This window comes from Aquitalea sp. (assembly GCF_030150775.1).
Taxonomy (GTDB): Bacteria; Pseudomonadota; Gammaproteobacteria; order Burkholderiales; family Chromobacteriaceae; genus Aquitalea; species Aquitalea denitrificans.
In genome coordinates this window covers 1-19,638 of the sequence record NZ_JASLFG010000002.1, presented here as the reverse complement: position 1 = coordinate 19,638, position 19,638 = coordinate 1, and the positions used below count along the sequence as shown (strand labels likewise).

Below are 19,638 nucleotides of genomic sequence, written 5' to 3'. Positions count from 1 at the left end.
TCAAGCCGGGCGGGCTTGCGCCTGCCCATCACGCAGCACCTGCCGCGCCAGCGGCTTGCTACTGCGGCGCAAGGCGCGCAGCAGGGCGGGCGCGGGCCAGCATTCCTTGATGTCTTCTGTTTCTGGCGAGTTTTCACGTGTCGGGTCTGCGGCCAGTAAATGCTGGATGCGGCATCCCAGTCGACGGCCAATGACGGCCAGCACATCGCCGCTGTACAGCCACCATTGGCCGTTGTGGAGTAGCACGTGCAGGGGTTTACCGTGGTAGTAGAAACAAAGCGGAGGGGGATGTTGATGGGTGGCTTGATCTGTCATGGTGCGGGGCTCCGTGTGGACAAAGAAAAATGCCACATACTTTCGGGTGCGGTAGCCGCTGTTTGAGGTGTGTTGAGCACCAGCGGCGGATTCTAGGGACGCTATCGCGGGGTGGAAACTGACCGAAGGGGAGGGCGAGCACCCGCGTTACTGGCCGGGAACCTACCACACCGGCGCGACCAGTGGGTTCCGTCAAACATCATCCGCGGGAGGGGTTCCCAGATGCAGTCGCACCGCCCAGGGCGCGGCTGGAACTTGCGTCACGCTAAGGCCGTGCCGCTTTGGGTGGCCGGCCACTTACTTACCCTGTGCGGTAGGTCTGCGTCGGCTTGTGCTGACGGGGTCCGGTTTCGTTGACGCGATGCTTGCGGTGGGGAGCGTGACGAAGCTGGATTTCTGATTCAGGTCAAGAAATTATATGCCAATGAGCTAAAGTGACTGGTATTCTCAGCCAGTACATTCATGTCTTTGAGATGGCTGCGATGGCTGGTGTCGGCTACAGGCGGCCTGTCGTCAATTTGTAAATCCATTTAAAAATCAGCCGGTTACTCAATTAAGACGATGCAATCTTACTAAATAGAGACCAGTGTGCGATGAACATAGCAAACCCACCAAAGGTACTGCCATTAGCTTCAAAGTATTTGCCAATTTACAATTTCTCTGAGCGGCATGACATAGAGCCAATCAAATCAACATCTAGTGCAATACTAAGCGCAGTTAAAAGTTACGATGGGCAACAAGACGCAATTCTAAATGCCTTGCTAAAAATTAGAGAATATCCAGCCAGATTGGCAAATAAGTTGGGGCTAGTAAATGCCCTCCAAAAAAAGCCCCGCTTTGGGCTGCATGAATTTACTTTGCTTGAAGAGACGACATCTGCTCTCGCTTATGGCTTGATTGGCCGATTTTGGAGGCATGATTTTGGTCTTGTTTCTATTGTGGATTCGACTGATTTTCAACACTTTAATAATCAAAATATTCCTAAATTAGTCATGTGGTTTTCTATTGAACCTATTGCTGAGGGTAACTATCGCTTATGTACTGAGACACGCATTTTGTGTGAGAGTAAAAGATCAAGAATTTTGTTCATGCCTTACTGGGTTGCGATTAGAGTGGCAAGTGGGTGGATACGCAAACGCATGCTTGAGCACATTAAAAAGAATGCTGAGCAAGCGGTTAAAGTCTTAAGTGATTGAAAATCCATGGTAGATTATTTTAAGATATTGGCAGTGGGCTGCTATCGGTCAGGAATAAGTGTGCTTCGCGTGGATTGGTCATGGCATCTATTTGATAGCTTATGATTGCAATCGACCCTATTTGTCATTCTGACCTGGGTGGGAGTGTCAATTGTATTGTGGTTTATTTTGATGAAAATTTATTATCAATAAATGCGTCTATTACGTTTTAAAGGTAAGTTACAATGCGATTCAAGCTAATATTTCTGCCTGCACTTTTGCTGAGTGCACAAGCAATTTCTGCCAATATTGAGGAAGTAAAGGCTGACGATATCATCAGTCGAGATGTCGTGGCTGGCGATAGAACATTTTCTTTGCCGCCGGGGCAGTGGCATGTAATAGCTAGAAGTAAAAGCAATGGAACTGATGTGGCAGGTAATCCATTTCCGATTCGCAATGTCCTGTTGGCACAGTACAAAAATAATGAATTATTTGCCATGGTGCGCGTAATATCCCCATTGGGAGATTTGTCTAAATTTGGTCGCAATGGCTGGAAGGATGATCCTTGCAGCAACCTGAAGTCAGTTTACATGCAGGATAAGCTGGAAGGTAATTATCGATTGCCAGAGTGTGTATATGTTCGCCCGGTATTTGGTTTTGGTAGCTCTGCTGATAGTTATTGGCAAGATGCCATGCGCCGTATACAAAGTGCAGGAGTTTCAACTCCACCTTTAATGGTGGTCGTAGATTACAACTATTACCGGGATGGTGGCTTTGTTCACTTCTCCATATGGCTTAATCCGGAGATGGCCGGTGTCGCCAGGGATCCGGCCCTTACTGCCATTGATAGCAAATGGAATTCAGAAAACATTCAAGGCCCCTATAAGAATTTTGCTGATCAAGCAGGAAGTTGGGCGTACCGAATGGCCGCTGCTGTAAAAAGTAGTTATAACGGAAATCCACAGCCAGTCCCGAAGTTGCCATATATCACTGTCAGATAAATTGAAGCTCCAGCTTGCTTTCAGCTTGGGGTCATCTGCAGGGTTATGTACCGATTGCTTTTGGTCAAGAGCAGTCACCCGTCACGACTGACCAAACTCAAACGAAATTGCTCCTTAATTAAATCCAGCGAGGGCAGGTATGTATCGTGGAGGTACTATCTTTGCTTGGTGTGTTTTGATTCTTGGTGTGTTCGGCATTGCGGATGGCAGCGGTATTTTGATCCGTGGTGTAATTCATGCAGAAAGCACCAGTTGCAAAGCGATATGTGGTCTCTCGCTTCTGCTTTCGCAGTTTTTCAGCCCAGCAGTAGGGGCGCTTGCGGCAGGTATTATCTATTTGCTATTGGGTGTGTTTTTGGTTTGTATTGGCTATTTGATGCTGAAGGGTAAGTAAAAGAAGCTGCCAGCCTAGCTGGTCTGAGTGCTGAATATTATTTATTGTTGCTTTTTTTGGGTGCTTGGTTTTGTGAGATTGATGGCGGGCATTTTTATTTTTGGTAATGAAAAATGGTGAAAGAGATTTTTGTTGTTTCGTTGCTAGCCTTTGGCTATGCATTTCTTGTCAGAAAAAGCATTGTGTTTGCGAAAGTTCACTTCGAAAATAAGGTGCTGCAATATGTTGCACTGGCTATTGCGTTGACTGCTGGTCTTATGCTTGTCTATGCATTGTTCTGGGCAAAAACACCACCTGCCAGACCTAAATCGGTACTAATCATGATTGCGGAAAATATGGAAATTCCTGTTTTCTTGTTTCTCCCGAGTTCGCTGGCACTTGTTTGCGCATTCTTGCTCAGGAAACAAGAGAGACGCGTCCGTGAAGATTGGGTGGGGATTGTTACTGTTTTGGCTGCCATTTTCTCGCCCATTGGCCTGGTTATCTCCGGCTGTGCTTTGGCTGGTGCTTGTTTCTGATGGTGTAAATGCCGCGTTGTCGAATGCTGCGTTCTGGTGAATTCCAGTTGGCTTTGTAAAGGAAATTCAATTCATCAGTTAGGAAAATGAATGCTTGTAAGGCTCCATCACTTTGGGTTGGAAGCCGAAATTCTATTTTCAGTAATTTTAATTTGGCATGCTAAGCCACTTATATTACCCATGGCATTGCCCTGCAGCTGGACGGTGAGCAGAGGCTATCTCAGCGCTCATGTCCGCCAGGGCGCAAGGAACTACTTGGCCAGTTACAAATGGTCCTGTCCATTGTCCAAAAACTGGCCAAGCAAGCCGAAAGCCACGAAGCCGAGAGTACGGATACCCAGCCGTCCCGACGATACTTGGGTCAAAACCTTCCGGCGCTTCTGAAGGAAAATCAGGCGCCTGCTTGGAATCGGTAGCAGCACAGCACTGCTGACATTGCAGTTGGCTTGATCAGCAATCCAGCAGTTCGCGCAGCTGGCTCAGGGTGGAGTCGTCCTTGATGACATGTTGCAGCCATTCTTCCAGGCTCATTTCGGCCCAGCGTGCCGCGCGCTCGGCCAGCAGGGAGACCGGGCTGTGCGGCTCGTGGGCACGGAAGTAGCGTGCCACTTCCCCCAGCATCTGCACGGCCTGCTCTCGGTTGCGGATCTGGCCATCGAAGGTGGCGGCTGGGGATGGCTGTTGCTGGATGGTGCTGCTTGTTGCCGCTGCCATGGTACTTGTTCCTTCCGGTAGGATGGCCGGGGTGGTGATGGCGGGGCCGCCATTCTGTTTGCGATAGCGCAGCACCAGATCCTGGCAGGCGTAGATGGCGTTGCGGATTTCCACCAGGCTGGGTGCGTGCTGGCCGAGCAGGCCGTCTACTTGCTGTTCCAGCTTTTCGTATTCGGCCAGGGCCTGTACCAGTTGGTCGTGCAGGCCGGAGAACCAGTTGGCTCCGGACTGGGTGGCGGCTTTTTCGAAGGTTTCACCGGCCAGCTTGCCTTCGGCTACCGCTGTGTCGCGTGCCTCGGGGTTTTTCAGGCCCAGATTGTCCACCTCACGGGATTCCTGCCAGGCCTGCCAGCTATACCCGCCAAATTCCGGCTTGAGCAGCGGGGCGCTGCGGATGGCGGCGGATAGCTGCTGGTTGAGCCATTCCAGCTTGCCGACGCGTTCGTCCGGATCCTGCATGTCCAGCTCCGGGTAGCCGTTCTGCCAGAAGCGGGCGGTCCAGCCGTTGAGCAGGGCCAGTCCATCGCTCAGCCGGCTGATGCCATGCTGGCGCACCCAGGCTTCGGCCAGCCATACCAACAGCTGCAGGTCCTTGCTTTGTTCGGTAAAGGCGGCCTCGCACTGGCGGATGACACGTGGCCATTCTGCGGTCTTGAGGGTTTGTTCCCAATCGCCCTGGGACAGTGCGGGGTCGTCGCTGCGGCGTGCTTCGCGAATCTGGTCGAACAGGGCAGAGTAGCTCAGGTCTTCGCCCGCCGGATTTTCTCCGGCAACAGGGCTGAGCAGGGCTTCGATAATGTCTTGCATGATGGTTCCGAAAATGGGTAATCAGCCCCTGCCGACTTCTGGCAGGGTAGAAATCAGTGCTGCGCCGCAGCTGGTCTTGTGGCCTTCCAGTGCCACTGGCTTGCCACCAACCAGCCAACTACCATCACCTTCGACGATGGTGCAGTTGCTATGGCCCTGTTGCGGGCAACTGACGGCGTCGCCCAGGCAGGCAATCTGTTTGCCGAACAGCGTGGTGCTGGCGGCGGCGCTAACGACATTCCCGCCGTGATCGGTGGGGTCGCCCAGTCGAATGACGCGCTTCACGATGACATTTCCTCCAGGGGTGGCCTGGCTACGCTGAGCGCAGCTTCGTCCGGGCCAAATTGAGCCAACAGCACCGGTGCGGCCAGAGCATGGCTGTGGGTGATGGCGGTGGCGCATAGCAAGGCTGCCGTAGCTGCGCCGTTATCCCCCCATTCCCGTACCGAGTTGCTGGCCTGGCCGATGGGGTGGAGTTCTACCTGATGGCGGCTGAGTGCGCCGGACAGGGCGGACAGGCGCGCCCCGCCCATCTGCACCTCGCCGCTGTTATGCACCAGCCAGCCAAGGCTGGCGGCACGGTTGGCTGTGGGCTGGGCGTCTTCCTCGCTGAACGGATAGTCCAGCAAGGCGGCATTGACCAGGGCATTGTCCAGCATGGGTTGCAGCTGGCGGCTCAGTTGCATGACCCGGCTGGATGCGGCGGCACCCTGGATGGGTTGGGTGAGTTCGGCCAGTACCGGCAAGGCGGCCAGCGAAGGCTGACGGCTGGGCGGCACCATGCCCCAGTCGGTACTGTGCTGTATGGTCTGCGGTTTTTCCCAGTAGGGTTGATATGGATCTTGGCTGTCGCTGACCGGTACCGTGTTGCTGTCTTCCGCGCAGGGCAGGCCATGGCGCAGAAATAACAGGCAGGCCAGGGCCAGGCCGGGCTTGCCGCGCCAGGCCTGCTCGGGGTCTGTGCTGGCGTCAAGCTCATCTTCTTCCCGCAGTGGCAGTATTGGCGCATCAGCCGCCAGCATTACCAGGCCTGGATAGTCGCTGTGTTGCAGCAGCAGTTGGCGGGCGCGCTCGGCCACGTCACCATGACCGGGCAGGAAGCGGCACTCCACGGCGGGAGGCGTGCTGTCCAGCGCCAGGGCGGCGGCTTCGTGCTGCACGGTTTTCAGCATTGCCAGCTGTTCGATGCCGGACTGTGTGGGTATCACCTCGGTGTATACCGGTAGCCAGGCTGCGCCCGGTGCGGCCAGATACAAGGCCTCCAGCGCTTCGCGCTGCGGGGTGGTCAACGCGGCAAGCTGGTCGTCGTCTTCCCCTTCTTCCAGGTCTTCCAGGTCCAGTGGCAGCCACTGGCAGTTGTCATCGACATCGTCCAGCCAGGCGGGCTCTTCACCCACTGGCAAGGCGGTGCAACGCAACCAGCGGCAGGCGATGGTCTGCTGCCGCTCTGCCAACGCAGCATTGTGGCGGCGGCGTGCTTCTTCGCGTGTTGCCACGCGTTCGGCTTCGCCGGCGGCCTCGGCCTGCTGGCGCTCGACCTCGGCTTTCTTTTCCTTGCGGGCCGTCCACCAGCGTAGTCCCAGCGTCAGTGCAACCGGCGGCACGATATGCAGCAACAGCATGGCCGATGGGCTGATACGCTGCCAGCTGAGCGGCAGCACCAGCCACAACAGGCTCCACCAGCCGATGGTGAAGCCGCCAAACAGGGTAAACAATCTCAACATGTGATATCTGCCCTTAGCTCAGCCTGACCTTGATGTCCTCACCCTTGAGCGAGACGGCAATCTTCTTCACCGGCTTGCCGCTGGCCATGCGGCTGAGCAGGTCGCAAGAGATTGGTGCCAGCAGGGTGCGGGTGAGGATGGCATCGGCATTGCGCGCGCCACTGTCCACATCCATGCAGCGGGCGGCCAGCGTGGCGGCCAGCGTGGCCGGAAACTCCACCTTGGCTCCGTGGTTGTCGGCGATGCGGTTGTGGATGCGGTCCAGCTTGAGTGCCACGATGGCGTGCAACACTTCGTCGCTGATGGGGAAGTAAGGCACGATGTCCAGCCGGCCCAGCAGCGCTGGCTTGAAGGCCTGTTGCAGGGTGGGGCGCAGGATTTCCACCAAGTCGGCGGCACTGGGGGCGCGGGTTTCGCCTTCTACCGTTACGCCGTGCTCGCAAGCGCGCATCACCAGGTCGGTGCCGGCATTGGAAGTAAGCAGGATGATGGTGTTCTTGAAGTCCACTTCGCGGCCTTCGCTGTCTTCCAGCACGCCCTTGTCGAATACCTGAAAGAACAGCTCCATCACATCCGGATGGGCTTTTTCCACCTCGTCCAGCAATACCACCGAGTAGGGACGCCGACGTACCGCTTCAGTCAGTACCCCGCCTTCGCCGTAGCCGACATAGCCGGGCGGCGAGCCCTTCAGGCCGGATACGCTGTGGGCTTCCTGGTATTCCGACATATTGATGGTGACCAGATTGCGCTCGCCGCCGTACAGGGCTTCGGCCAGCGCCAGTGCGGTTTCGGTCTTGCCTACGCCGGACGGGCCTACCAGCAGGAACACGCCCTTGGGTTTGCCGGGGTCTTCCAGATTGGCCTTGGCAATTTGTACCCGCTCGGCAATCTGTGCCAGTGCATGGTCCTGGCCGATCACCCGCTCGGCCAGCAGCGCGCCCAGCTTTTGTACTTGTTCCAGCTCGTTGCTGACCATGCGGCCCAGCGGAATGCCGGTCCAACCCGCTATTACATCGGCAATCACACTTTCGTCCACGCATTCAAAGGCTAGTGGCTGGGTTTTCTGCAACTGGCGCAGCGCCAGGCGCTTTTGTTGCAGCGGGCTGGGTTTCTTGCCCGTCGGGCGTGGCGTATCGGCTGGCTGTTTGAGCTGTTCGATTTCGTCCACCAGCTGTTGCTGTTGCTGCCAGGCGGTGTGCAGCGCTGCCAGATCGACGTGCAGGGTGTCACGTCGGGTGCCGATTTCAGCGATGCGTTCGGCGTGGCCTTCCTCGCGTGACAGCGCTTCGATTTCCCGTTCGGCGTTGTCGATCAGCACCTGGATGTCCTGCAGCGGGGCCGGTTTGCCGGCACGCGACAGCGCCACTCTGGCGCAGGCAGTGTCCAGCACGCTGATGGCCTTGTCCGGCAACTGGCGGCCAGTGATGTAGCGGCTGGATAGATGCACGGCAGCGCGGATGGCTTCGTCCAGAATCTCCACCTGATGGTGCTGGCGCATGGCGGCGGTGAGGCCGCGCACCATCTGTACCGCCATGTCCGGTGCCGGTTCTTCCACTTTGACTACCTGGAAGCGGCGGGCCAGCGCGGCATCTTTTTCGAAGTATTTCTTGTATTCGGCCCAGGTGGTGGCGGCAATGGTGCGCAGCTCGCCGCGTGCCAATGCCGGTTTCAGCAAATTGGCGGCATCGTTCTGACCGGCGGCACCGCCCGCGCCGATCAGGGTGTGTGCCTCGTCGATAAACAGGATGATGGGCACCGGGCTGGCCTTGACCTCGTCGATCACCTGGCGCAAGCGGTTTTCAAACTCGCCCTTGACGCTGGCACCGGCCTGCAACAGGCCCAGATCCAGGGTGCGCAGGGTAACGCCCAGCAGGGTGTCCGGTACTTCGCCCAGCACAATCTGCCGGGCCAGTCCTTCCACCACCGCTGTTTTGCCTACACCAGGCTCGCCGGTCAGGATGGGGTTGTTCTGGCGGCGGCGCATCAGGATGTCGATCATCTGGCGGATTTCACTGTCACGGCCAAGGATGGGGTCGATCTTGCCGGCGCGGGCCTGGGCGGTGAGGTCCACCGTGTATTTGTCCAGTGCCGGATTGCCGCGTGTCCGTTGCGGTTTTTCCTGGCTGGCGCTGGTGTCGTCGGCCTGTTCGGCGGCTTCTGCTTGTTGGCTGGCCGGGGTGGCGCTGCCTTCGCCGCCATGGCGGCGCAATTCGCGATAGGCACCGTTCAGCAGGCTGCTGTCCTGTACGGCCAGGGTGCGCGAGCTGTCTTGTACTGCATTGCGCAGCGTATCGTCACGCCACAGCGTCAGCAGCATGTCCAGTGTGGAGATATCGCTTTCGCCATGCTCCATGCTGGCCAGCAGCCAGGCTTTTTCCAGCCAGCGTGGCAGCCAGGCCGATAGCACCGGGTTGCGGGTATTGCCGCTGCGGAAGCTGTCCTGGGCGGCATCCAGCTCGCAGCCCAGCTGGTCGATGGGCAGGCCTAGCGCCAGCAGCGCGGCCAAGGCGGCGTTGTCTTGCTGGTCTAGCAGGGCCAGCAGTACATGCTCAATTTCCACTTCGAAGTGGGTGCGCCCCAGTGCGCGGCTGGCTGCTTGTTCCAGGGCCTGGCGTGCGGCGGGGGTAAGACGTTCGATCAGCGATTTGAGTGATACCGACATGTGGTTTTCCAGTAATTTGAATCAAGATTCGGGTCGGGTAATTCAGTGCAGCAAGACATAGCGCATATCGTCTGGGTCCTGCGGCTGCGGCCCCAGCCAGCAGTTGCCCCCCAGCAGCAAGGGGGAGGCGGCAGACATGCAGGCAGGCGGCACGGCCTCTTTCTCCAGTACCAGGCATACCTCCACTGCCAGGCTATGGCCCAGGGCAAACTGCAACACGGCGCGCAGGGCGGCGGCGGCATCCGTACCCGGCTGCAGCGCGGCGTAACGCTCGGCATTCATGCTGCCCAGGCGTAGCCGCAGCTTGGTCTGGCGGTCCCATACCCGGTTGCCTGCCAGCATGGATACACCCAGCTCGCAAGCCTGGTCGCCCAACCGGCTTTGCTCGGATTCCGGCAGAACCATCCATTGCCCGACAAATTGCTCTACCTGGGCGCTTACCCCGAAGAAGCTTTCAATCAGCGTGGCCAGCGACTGAGCCGACATCGGTTTCTGGCTGAGCAAACCGGCAAAATAGACAAACAGGTTTTCGTCCAGCTCCATGCTGGTGCCGATTTGCTGGCGCAAGCTGGAGAGGCCGGTGCCGCCCAGGTCCAGCAGGTGGCGGGTGAAGCCATCACGCTCGCCAGCCTCCATGTCCAGCCAGAAGCGGTACTTGTGCCAGGCTTGGTAAAACAGCGCCGTTGCCCGGTGGCTGAAAATGTCGAAAAACGCATGCATGGCGTGGTCGCGATGGCGCAGCTTGCGCTCCAGCAGCAACTCGGTATACGCGGTGGGCAGAGCGCCGGACGGGCCGGTAAGTCCCATGAAACTGACCACCATTTCCGCGGTGGCGGGGGCGTCGTCTGGTGCCTGCTCCGGTTCCGGTGCCGGTTGGTAGCCCGCCAGTTCACTGGGCGGAAACGACAGGGTGGCCAGGGTGCGAAATCGCAGCTCGGCAGGCAAGCGTCGCTTGTTGCCCGCGCGCTTGCGGCCCGACAGGGCCAACAGGCGCACCGCCTGGAAGAAACCGAACTGGCTGGCATCGGCCGCCAGTTCCTGCCTCAAATCACGAGGGCTTCGCCGGCTCGGGCTGGCCATGTCAGCACCTCCTCCTGGTCCTGCACGTTTTCCACATGCAGGCGGGTGAAACTATTGGGCGCGCAATAGAGCGCAAAAAAGCGCTCCAGTACCGAGGCAAACAGATACACACTGCCCCCCACGTAGTAATCGGCATCCAGTGTCAGCCGGATATCGCTGCCACGGACAAAACCGGTGAAGTCGCGCCCGGCCACACGGGTGACGGCCGGGCCGCTGCTGACTGCGGCAATGCCCTGAATCTGCCGGGTATTGGCGGCGGAATCGGTCAGGTTGTACAAGGTCAGCATTTCCTGCAGCGCTTCCACGCCGGAATCGACAATGGACAGGTAGTTGAGCGACAGATGCGAAATCAGCCGCCACTGCACGGCGCGGCCCAGCGGGCTGCGCTGGGTGGCACCGGGCTTGCGCAACAGTCGCACCCGCTTCACTACCGCGTGGCCGGGAATGGTGAAGTCCGAGCGTGCCGTCGCCTGGCTGCCGCCAAAGGGAATCTGCTCGGGCAGGTCGCGGTTGCTGCACAGCAGCTCCAGGCTCAGCACTTCGGTAGCCGGGCGTACCGGCTGGAAGGCCAGATCTACCAGGTGGATTTCCAGGTCGCTGCCCTTGTCGCCCTGATGCGGCGAATCCTGCCGGCTGGCATGCCAGTAAAAGCGTGGTGCCTTGTCTTGCACCGCATGGCGGATAGCGTAGAAGGGCGGTACTTCCTCGCTGCGCTCGCCTTCGGTCGATTTTTCCACTCTTTGCACGCGTCGCACCTGCACCACTTCAAAGGCATGCGGCTTGCGACCATCCGGCGTCACCGCATAGGACGCTTTCTGATGGGTAACGCGAACGGGTTCTGCCGCATGGCGGAACAGGTTTACCACCGGCGTGCAGCCCAGCTTCAGATGCTGTGCGCCCAACTGGGTGAGCAGACGGTTATAGCGCTCGCTGTCGGCAAACTTGTCCAGCATCACCCGCAGTACCAGCCGCTCGCCATCCAGCCGCACCACGGCCTTGTCCAGCTGACCAAAGTCAACAAACAGGAATTTGTCCGGATAACAGAAGTACTCGGTCAACAGCCGGTAGCCGACAAAGGAGCGTTCGTCATACTCCAGCATGCCCTCGTCACGGCCAAAACCCACCGGGGTGATGCAAGACGCTGGCAACTGCCGGGTACGGGCCGGGTCTTCACTGCCATCGCCCACCAGTACCCGCCGCACATTGGCCAGCAGCAGCTCATATAACAGGTGCATCTGTGCCGGTTCGCCATCCAGGAAAAAGCGTAGCGACTCCAGCCCAATGGCATTCACCGGCAAACCGCCGTGGGTTTGCAACTCCAGCGTCAGCACCGCTGCTGCGTCTGGTGCCAGCTGGCGCAAATAGGCCGAACCGCTGGTCAGCTCCAGCCGCGCCTCGCTGAGCGACAGCGGGTACAAATCCACCGGATAAGCGCTGCGGAACTTGCACACCACACCGTTGATGGCCGGAGCCTGCACCATCTGGCCACGCTCCACCCGGTAGCGGCGGGCAATCTCCGGCCGCGCCGGGTCGCACTCCAGCTGCACGATGGTGGCAGCGGGAATGGGCTGCAGATAGTGCGGATACAGCACATTCAGAAAGCTTTCCGCCACTTCCGGATAATCGTCATCCAGCTTTTTGTGGATGCGCGCCGCCAGCAGCGCAAACGACTCGATCAGCCGCTCGGTATGCGGATCGGCGCACTGGTCGCCTTCCATCTGCAGCCGGCCGGCTATCTTCGGGTAGCGGCGGGCAAACTCGCCGGACAATTCCCGTAAATGGCCAAGCTCGCGCTCGTAATAGGGGAGTAGGGATTCAAGCATTCAAACTCACATCATAAAGGGGCGGGTAATCACACCCATGCATCGTTGCCCATCGCCAAGGTGGCAGGCATGTCAAAAGGCCGTAGCGGGTAAGTCCTTGCTTGGCGTTGCTGTGCCTTGGTCTGGCTGCTCGGCTGTGGCAGCGGAATCATCATCATCTTTCTCGCTATCCGGGGCCTTGCAGATGAGTTTCTTGTTGTTGTCGTCATCCGTGAAAAAGATGGTGCGATAGCGCCAATAAGAGCCATGGGGTTCTAGCTTGCCCAGTGTGGATTGCATGAACCAGGCGCGGGAGTCGTGGACATGTTCGTCGTATAGCAGCATGAGATCCGCGTTTTGAATCAGCTTCTGGTATTTGGCCTCGCTGTGTTTGATCAGCATTTCACGCTCGGTGCCGGTACAGTCGGCACTGAAGGGGCGGGAGATGGCAGTAAACAAGGATGCCAGCCAACCTAGCGGATTCGGGTCTACGCTGATAATGCCCAGATAGTCATCGCGGAAGTCTTTGGCACCCATACGCAGCTGGGTTCCGTCCAGGGTAGGCTCATAGCCCTTGGATAAATTGGGTTGATAGTCCCGGCCTACATAAGCCTTGTCATTGGCCGACATGCTGTCCTCGGGCACGGGCTCGTAATGGCTACCGCGGCCACTGATATTGGTAACGCGGTGCTCCGGCCATTTCATCTTGGCGGCACTGGCTTTGCCCTTTTTACTTTGGGTTTCCCAGGCGTCCTTCTCTTGCTTGATTGCCCAGTCCGGCGTTTCGCGTTCAGTCGCCGCATATTGGTAGGAGTCGGTAGTTTCCTGGCTTTGCCCGCCACTGCCATGCAAGCCGCCTGCATAGCGCTCGATACGCCAGGCATTGATTTGCGCAGTCTGGTTCTTGATCAGGTCAATCAGCGAGCCGCCTGATCTTGACGCATGCCGCCATGCGTTGAAGCGTTTGATCAATTGCTCATTTACGTCAAATAAAAGTCGAGTACTAGGGTCAAAGAAGCGCCACGGCTCAGCGGCTTGTAACTTATTAAGCTTGGCTTTCTCAATGTCGGTGCCTGTGATTTTGTTATCGAAATTTATTTTCAGAGGAGCCCCGGCATCAAAAGCCAGGCGATACAGATGGTTCAGCGGAATCTGTGACAGCAGCATTCCTTGTTCATCGCGCGCCTTGCCTTGATCGTTTGGCGGGTAGCCGCCGCCTACATCACTGTGCATACCCGGATAAACCCATTCGCCTACCACGCAGGAAGGGTAGGCCCCCTGGGTGGTGGTGGCCACCGAGTCCAGTGGGAAACACAGGCGCTGTTCGTGTGCGCTCACCAGGTGCGCACAGCGCTTGAGCCACTCGCGCTGCGGCAGTTGCATGGTGCCGTCAGCCCAATCCATATGGCCTTGCGCACCGGGGGCCAGCTCGGTCAGGCCAACCGAGGCCACCGTATCCAGTACCCCGAGAAACTCCACTGTCAGCGGGATGCCAAAGAAGGCGCTGTCTTGCATCTGCTCATCCAGCCGCCACAAAAAAGCACGGGCCTCGGCAGCACCACGGGAAAAGCCATAAATGTACAGCTTGATTTTCAGGATGGTTGGCTTGCTATCCAGTTTGGCCAGAACATCGCTCATGCCAGCCTTCATCGCTGCGCGGCGATCTTCCTTGCTGGTGCCGGTTTTTACCATCACGCCATGATTACCTTCCTTGTAGGTAAATTCCATTTGCTGGATTATTTTCATGGCTTGGCTGTCAACAAGCGTGCCAATTTCTAAGCTCAGTTGGAGCGAGTCAATAATCCGCGTTAGCCCCCATAAAATTCTGCGCTCACCACCACTGGCAAAGCTAAGTCCGCTGGATGAAGGACCATCTTCTCCAATTTTTTTAAATTCTGTACCTACGCCTTGAATATAGTGTGCATAGTAACCGCTTTCTTGCGCCTTTTTGGCACTGATAGTTGCCTGGTAAAGGCGGCGTACATTACTGCTGCACACGGGGTTTGCTGCGTCATCCGAATCACCGTGATTATTGGTGCCATCAAAGAACAGACTGATATTGAGCACGATATCGCAGGGGGCTGGCTTGCCGGCCGCCCGTTCATCCATGCAGCTTTCGGCAATATCCTTTTGCTGTTCGCGGCGCTGTCGCAATATGTCCGCAATCCTAGTTGGAAAGAAGCCAGATTCCGGATAGTGTGGGGCAAGGCTTACCGGCATGTCTTCTTTCCTCCAAGACGGCGAATTAGTTCTGAATCAAAATTATTACCGCCAGGTAGCTTCGAAAACAACCGATGTTCTTCTTCGCAATCAATCACTACACGCGCATCGTCGCATGGCAAAAATATAAATGTCACACCGCATGTCTCACCATATTTAGGTAAGGGGATGAGCTTTTCCATTTTTTTATAATTGGCTTCATGAGTTTTCATCCACTTTCTCCACTCGGGAGTGCTTCTTCCATTTGTCCAACTTGGTTCTTTAGTTCCATCAGGGTTGGCTTTCGGGTTGGGGTCTTTAGTCCAACTAATCGTTGCCGTCATGCCCGGCTTCCATTTGGCCGGGATGCTCATGCAGCATTCATCACCACCAGCCCCACTCACTCCGCTACCATTCAGGCTTGCACGAAGTATTATGATATTACTGTCGGTGTTAACTACCCTGCCTGGAATGCCAATGGTGGCTTCATCGGCCATGCTTTGGCAGCCGCTAAGCAGGGCAAGGGCGCTGATAATGAAGGCCAATAATTTATTTCTTGACATTGTGCTGTTCCTTGATTGAATTGTTTTGCATGGTCATTTTAAGTAGTGCTTGCCAATATTTTTGCTGGTTATTTTATTTACTGCATCGTCGAGTCATCATGCTGTTGGTTACAGTTAAAGGGCGGACTATTTAACAACTCACTCATTCTTGCAGCTTTCGGCAATATCCTTTTGCTGTTCGCGGCGTTGTCGCAAGATATCCGCAATCCTGCTTGGAAAAAGCCGGATTCCGGATAGTGAGGTGCAAGACTTACTGGCATACCGCACGTCCTCCCATACGACGAATCAATTCAGGATAGTGGTCCTTTCCACCTGGCAATGTTCTGAATAATCTGTATCTCTCATCACAATCTAGAATTACCCGCGCATCGTCGCAGGGTAAAAATACAAATGTCACTCCACACGTCTCTCCGTATTTAGGGAGTGGTATGGTTTTTTCTATAGTTCTGTAATTTTTCCTGTGGTTTGCCATCCAGGCTTTCCATTCTGGGGTGCTTATACCATTCTTTATTACCGGGGCACTTTTTCCATCAGGGTTAATGTCAGGACTGGGGTCCTTGGTCCAGCTAAGCGTTGCAGTCATGCCCGGCTTCCATTTGGCCGGGATGCTCATGCAGCATTCATCACCGCCCGACCCGCTGACGCCGCTACCATTCAGGCTTGCATTAAGAATAATGATACTGCGGTCAGCATTTACTACTCTGCCAGCAATGCCAATGGTGGCTTCATCGGCCATGCTTTGGCAGCCGCTAAGCAGGGCAAGGGTGCTGATGATGATGGCTAATAATTTATTTCTTGACATTGTGCTGTTGCTTGGTTGAATTGTTTTGCATGGTCATTTTAAGTAGTGCTTGCCAATATTTTTGCTGGTTATTTTATTTGCTGCATCGTCGAATCGTCATGCTGTTGGCTACTGTTAAAGGGTGGGCTATCAAATGACCCATTCATCCATGCAGCTTTCAGCAATATCTTTTTGCTGTTCGCGGCGTTGTTGCAATATATGGGCTATGTTGGTTGGAAAGTAACCAGCCTCAGGGTAGTGTGGTGCAAGACTTACCGGCATGTTTTTGCTCCCCCCGCACGACGGGCTAGTTCAGGATAAAATTCCTTTCCACCAGGAAGATCCTTGAAGAGACTGTATTTTTCGTCACAATCTATAACAATTCTGATGCCATCACACGGAAGAAAAATAAAAGTTACCCCACATGTTTCTCCATATTTAGGTAGGGGGATGGTTTTTTCTATAGTTCTATAATTCTTCCTGTGGTTTGCCATCCAGGCTTTCCATTCTGGGGTGCTTATACCATTCTTTATTACCGGGGCACTTTTGCCATCAGGGTTAATGTCAGGACTGGGGTCCTTGGTCCAGCTAAGCGTTGCTGTCATGCCCGGCTTCCATTTGGCCGGAATGCTCATGCAGCACTCTTGACCACCTGTTCCACTCACACCGCTGCCATTCAGGCTTGCATTAAGAATAATGATACTACGGTCTGTATTGACTACCCTGCCAGGAACGCCAATAGTGGCTTCGTCGGCCATGCTTTGGCAGCCGCTAAGCAGGGCAAGAGTGCTGATGATGATGGCCAATAGTTTATTTCTTGACATTGTGTTGTTGCTTGGTTGAATTGTTTTGCATGGTCATTTTAAGTAGTGCTTGCCAATATTTTGCTGGTTATTTTATTTACTGCATCGTCGAGTCATCATGCTATTGGTTACAGTTAAAGGGCGGACTATTTAACAACTCACTCATTCTTGCAGCTTTCGGCAATATCCTTTTGCTGTTCGCAGCATTGTCGCAAGATGTCCGCAATTCGGGTTGGAAAGAAGCCGGATTCCGGATAGTGAGGGTGCAAGACTTACTGGCATATCGCACGTCCTCCCATACGACGAATCAATTCAGGATAGCGGTCCTTTCCGCCAGGCAATGTTCTGAATAATTTGTATCTTTCATCACAATCTAGAATTACCCGAGCATCGTCACATGGTAAAAATACAAATGTTACTCCACACGTCTCACCATACTTTGGTAAGGGGATGATCTTTTCCATTTTTTTATAATTGGCTTCATGAGAATTCATCCACCTTTTCCATTCCGGGGTTGTTATTCCATTCGGCAGAGCTGGTCGTCTTTTTCCATCAGGATTGACTCCCGGACTGGGGTCTTTGGTCCAGCTAAGCATTGCGGTCATGCCCGGTTTCCATTTGGCTGGAATGCTCATGCAGCATTCATCACCGCCCGAACCACTAACGCCACTACCATTCAGACTTGCACGTAGTATTGTCACACTATTGTCAGCATTCACTACTCTGCCAGCAATACCAATGCTGGCTTCGTCAGCCATGCTTTGGCAGCCGCTCAGTAACGCCGTGGTGCTGATTACTAATGTCAAAAAATAATGATTATTCATTTGGATACTCCACCGCATTTGCGAAATATTTATTCTTTTTAATGGCACTAAATGATGCTGTAGATTGAAAGGTAATATGCTGTGTTTCTGATTTTTTGCTGGTGATGCCTGTGCCGCGTAATGACCAGCCCACTCTCATTTGCGGTGTAGTCCAATATGTTTTATACGCTTGCACTGTGCAGCATGTTTTCCACGAAGGGCAGGCGTGCATCTTCCGACCACAATTTTGCTTTGTCCGCAGCCTGGTGCGCGTGTGCCAGCCGCGTCATCAGCTCTTCTTCGGACTGCAGTTGGAATTCCTCCGGACTGAGCAGATGGTTTTGCCGCCATTGCTCGGCAACATGCCAATTGGCCAGGGCATCCACCTGGCTGTCTTGTAATGGCAGGGTTTCGTCCAGCCAGATGGCGGGCGGCGGACTTTGCCATTTTCCGGTGTCCTGCATGCGGGCGTTGCCATCACGGTCCAGCCAGTGCCATTCACGGGCAGGGCGTAATAGCAGGCTGCGATTGTCGTCATCCAGCGTATCCACCACAGCGGCAAACAGCCGGGGGTCGTGATAGCGCAATACGCCTTTTTTCAATCCCCGTTCCCAGGATGCCTGCAGGCACAGACGGCAGTTATTGACCAGGTCGGCAAAGTCCCAGCTGCTTAGCAGGGCCATTACCCTGGGCTGACCGTGCCATCGCTGCAGTAATTTCAGCAGTTGCGGGTCGGCAACATGGAGCGGAACGCGTACCAGTACCGGGCCGGCTTCTGCCGCTTCTTCGTGCGGGGTGTCCTGTAGCAGTGCTACCGGCTTGTTGAGTGTGCTAATCCGGCTCTGCCATGCAGGACTCAATTCCGCCTGATCCACAATCAGGTCCAGCCATTCCAGTGCCAATGCGGCTGCATGGTTCTGTAGCAGCGTGAGCCAGGCTTGTGGCGTGGCTTGGTTTAACAGGATGCGATGACTCATTTGGCGGCCACCAGTGGATTGGCCTGATTGAATGCTTTGGCCATACAGGGTTTGCATACGGTATTAGGGAAGCTTGGCAGTGGTGGATTCATCTGGTCTGGCCCGCTCAGCGCATGGTTGGCCCCCTTCACACTTACCGTGCCCGGGCAGTGGATTTCGATATTGCCGCCTTTTAACCGGATATAAGCACCGCCACTGGTCAGCAGGATTTCCTGCTTGGCGTTGACCACAATCCTTTCTTTGCAGGAGGTGATGGTCACATCCTTATCCGCCGTCAGTTCCATCGCATCGCTCTGCGCCTGTAGCTGCACCTTGCCCTTCGCCGCAATCAGCTTCAGCGCGATCTGGTCTTTCACCCCGACGACAAACAGGCTGATGTGCTGGCCGACGTTGTGCAGCCAGCGGCGTCCGGTGGTGTGGTTGGCGTCGCGCTGGGCGATGAGGTTGAGGTTGGTGCCGGCGCTGAGGGTCTGGCTTTGTTCGGTGAGGCTGGCGATGCCGGCCGGGGCGGACAGGATGAGCAGCGGCTGTTGGCCAGCCTGGCTGCTGTTGCCGCTGCTGGCGGTTTTGCCTTCCTTGTCGGTATTGCTGCCGGCTTCCCAGGCTTTGAGCGCGGCGGCGTGGTGTTGCAGGTGGCCGCTATCCTTGTTGCCGTCTTTGCCGTTGTCGGGGTTGATGGCGTCCGGCCCGGTTTCCATGCTGTCGGCCAGTTGTGCTGCGGCGGTGTCGCCCAGGCTTTGGCTGAGGCTGAGCGCGGCGTCGAGCTGGCTTTGTGCATGCTCGCGCGCCAGTTGTTTGCCGGATGCGCCGTTTTGCGCTTCGGTGCTGAGCAGCAGGCCGTGGCCGGCGCGGATGGCACCGTGCTGGTCGGTGCGTAGTTCGAAGCCTTCGCCGCGTGGCTGGGCTTTGCCATTGCTGCGCGGGTGGGTGAGGTAGCCCTGGTTGAGCTGGGTTTTGCCGGGTTCACTGGACAGTTTGGCGCGCACTTCGCCGGGGGTGTCGTCGAATAGCAGCTCGTTGTACTGGCCACCCTGGTGCTCTTTGGACTTGATGCCGGACAGGGTCTTGTTGGCGGGCAGCGCACCCGCGCCGCTAAAGGCCGGGGTGGCGTGGCTGCCGTTGTACAGCACGCCGACAATCACCGGGCGGTCGATATCGCCTTCGATAAAGTCGACCAGCACTTCCTGGCCGATGCGCGGGATGAACTGGTGGCCCCAGCCGGCACCGGCGCTGGGCATGGCCACGCGCAGCCAGCAGGAGGATTTGTCGTCCAGATTGGCCCCGCTGCCGGGGTGTTCGTCTGCGCGCTGCCAGTGGAAC

The 19,638-nt window shown here is 56.1% G+C and carries 18 protein-coding genes; 4 read left to right on the top strand and 14 right to left on the bottom strand.

Annotated features, from left to right (window positions below):
• Positions 1–315: a hypothetical protein gene (locus QVF59_RS00195; protein ID WP_287876650.1), complete on the bottom strand. Its 315-nt coding sequence runs from the start codon at positions 313–315 to the stop codon at positions 1–3.
• A gap of 593 nt (positions 316–908) precedes the next feature.
• Here QVF59_RS00195 and QVF59_RS00190 point away from each other — a divergent pair.
• The 4 genes from QVF59_RS00190 (at position 909) to QVF59_RS00175 (ending at position 3,403) form a co-directional block, all read left to right on the top strand.
• Positions 909–1,511, top strand: coding sequence for a hypothetical protein (locus QVF59_RS00190; protein WP_287876649.1), 603 nt, complete (start codon positions 909–911; stop codon positions 1,509–1,511).
• A gap of 224 nt (positions 1,512–1,735) precedes the next feature.
• Positions 1,736–2,491 carry a hypothetical protein gene (locus tag QVF59_RS00185; protein ID WP_287876648.1) on the top strand — a complete coding sequence of 252 codons (756 nt, stop codon included), beginning with the start codon at positions 1,736–1,738 and terminating at the stop codon, positions 2,489–2,491.
• A 139-nt stretch (positions 2,492–2,630) separates the two neighbouring features.
• Entirely contained in the window at positions 2,631–2,885 is a 255-nt protein-coding gene (locus tag QVF59_RS00180) for a hypothetical protein (protein ID WP_287876647.1), read from the top strand.
• 113 nt (positions 2,886–2,998) lie between these two features.
• On the top strand, positions 2,999–3,403 hold the full coding sequence (locus tag QVF59_RS00175; protein WP_287876645.1) for a hypothetical protein: 405 nt from the start codon (positions 2,999–3,001) through the stop codon (positions 3,401–3,403).
• Between the two features lie 450 nt (positions 3,404–3,853).
• On the opposite strand, the gene tssA is transcribed toward QVF59_RS00175, so the two are convergent.
• The 13 genes from tssA to QVF59_RS00110 all read right to left on the bottom strand — a co-directional run.
• Positions 3,854–4,924: a type VI secretion system protein TssA gene (gene tssA / locus QVF59_RS00170; protein ID WP_287876643.1), complete on the bottom strand. Its 1,071-nt coding sequence runs from the start codon at positions 4,922–4,924 to the stop codon at positions 3,854–3,856.
• 21 nt (positions 4,925–4,945) lie between these two features.
• On the bottom strand, positions 4,946–5,209 hold the full coding sequence (locus tag QVF59_RS00165) for a PAAR domain-containing protein (RefSeq protein WP_159877071.1): 264 nt from the start codon (positions 5,207–5,209) through the stop codon (positions 4,946–4,948).
• Complete coding sequence (locus tag QVF59_RS00160) at positions 5,206–6,648, bottom strand: hypothetical protein (RefSeq protein ID WP_287876640.1); 1,443 nt, start codon at positions 6,646–6,648, stop codon at positions 5,206–5,208. The genes QVF59_RS00165 and QVF59_RS00160 overlap by 4 nt, the downstream gene beginning before the upstream one ends.
• A gap of 13 nt (positions 6,649–6,661) precedes the next feature.
• Positions 6,662–9,310: a type VI secretion system ATPase TssH gene (gene tssH, locus QVF59_RS00155; RefSeq protein ID WP_287876638.1), complete on the bottom strand. Its 2,649-nt coding sequence runs from the start codon at positions 9,308–9,310 to the stop codon at positions 6,662–6,664.
• A gap of 42 nt (positions 9,311–9,352) precedes the next feature.
• Complete coding sequence (gene tssG, locus QVF59_RS00150) at positions 9,353–10,390, bottom strand: type VI secretion system baseplate subunit TssG (RefSeq protein ID WP_287876636.1); 1,038 nt, start codon at positions 10,388–10,390, stop codon at positions 9,353–9,355.
• Positions 10,354–12,213, bottom strand: a complete 1,860-nt coding sequence (gene tssF / locus QVF59_RS00145; protein WP_287876634.1) for a type VI secretion system baseplate subunit TssF — start codon at positions 12,211–12,213, stop codon at positions 10,354–10,356. The genes tssG and tssF overlap by 37 nt, the downstream gene beginning before the upstream one ends.
• A gap of 72 nt (positions 12,214–12,285) precedes the next feature.
• The gene (locus QVF59_RS00140) at positions 12,286–14,412 is read right to left on the bottom strand and encodes a T6SS phospholipase effector Tle1-like catalytic domain-containing protein (RefSeq protein WP_287876632.1); all 2,127 of its coding nucleotides are present in this window, start codon (positions 14,410–14,412) and stop codon (positions 12,286–12,288) included.
• Positions 14,403–14,954: a DUF3304 domain-containing protein gene (locus QVF59_RS00135; protein ID WP_287876630.1), complete on the bottom strand. Its 552-nt coding sequence runs from the start codon at positions 14,952–14,954 to the stop codon at positions 14,403–14,405. The genes QVF59_RS00140 and QVF59_RS00135 overlap by 10 nt, the downstream gene beginning before the upstream one ends.
• Positions 14,955–15,204: 250 nt before the next feature.
• Positions 15,205–15,756, bottom strand: a complete 552-nt coding sequence (locus QVF59_RS00130) for a DUF3304 domain-containing protein (protein WP_287876628.1) — start codon at positions 15,754–15,756, stop codon at positions 15,205–15,207.
• Positions 15,757–16,007: 251 nt separating this feature from the next.
• Positions 16,008–16,541, bottom strand: coding sequence for a DUF3304 domain-containing protein (locus tag QVF59_RS00125; protein ID WP_287876626.1), 534 nt, complete (start codon positions 16,539–16,541; stop codon positions 16,008–16,010).
• 269 nt (positions 16,542–16,810) lie between these two features.
• Entirely contained in the window at positions 16,811–17,362 is a 552-nt protein-coding gene (locus QVF59_RS00120) for a DUF3304 domain-containing protein (protein WP_287876624.1), read from the bottom strand.
• Between the two features lie 161 nt (positions 17,363–17,523).
• Positions 17,524–18,318, bottom strand: a complete 795-nt coding sequence (gene tla1, locus QVF59_RS00115; RefSeq protein ID WP_287876622.1) for a toxin Tle1 chaperone Tla1 — start codon at positions 18,316–18,318, stop codon at positions 17,524–17,526.
• The coding region (locus QVF59_RS00110) for a DUF2345 domain-containing protein (protein ID WP_287876620.1) at positions 18,315–19,638 on the bottom strand (1,324 nt) is incomplete at its 5' end. The genes QVF59_RS00110 and tla1, both read right to left, overlap by 4 nt.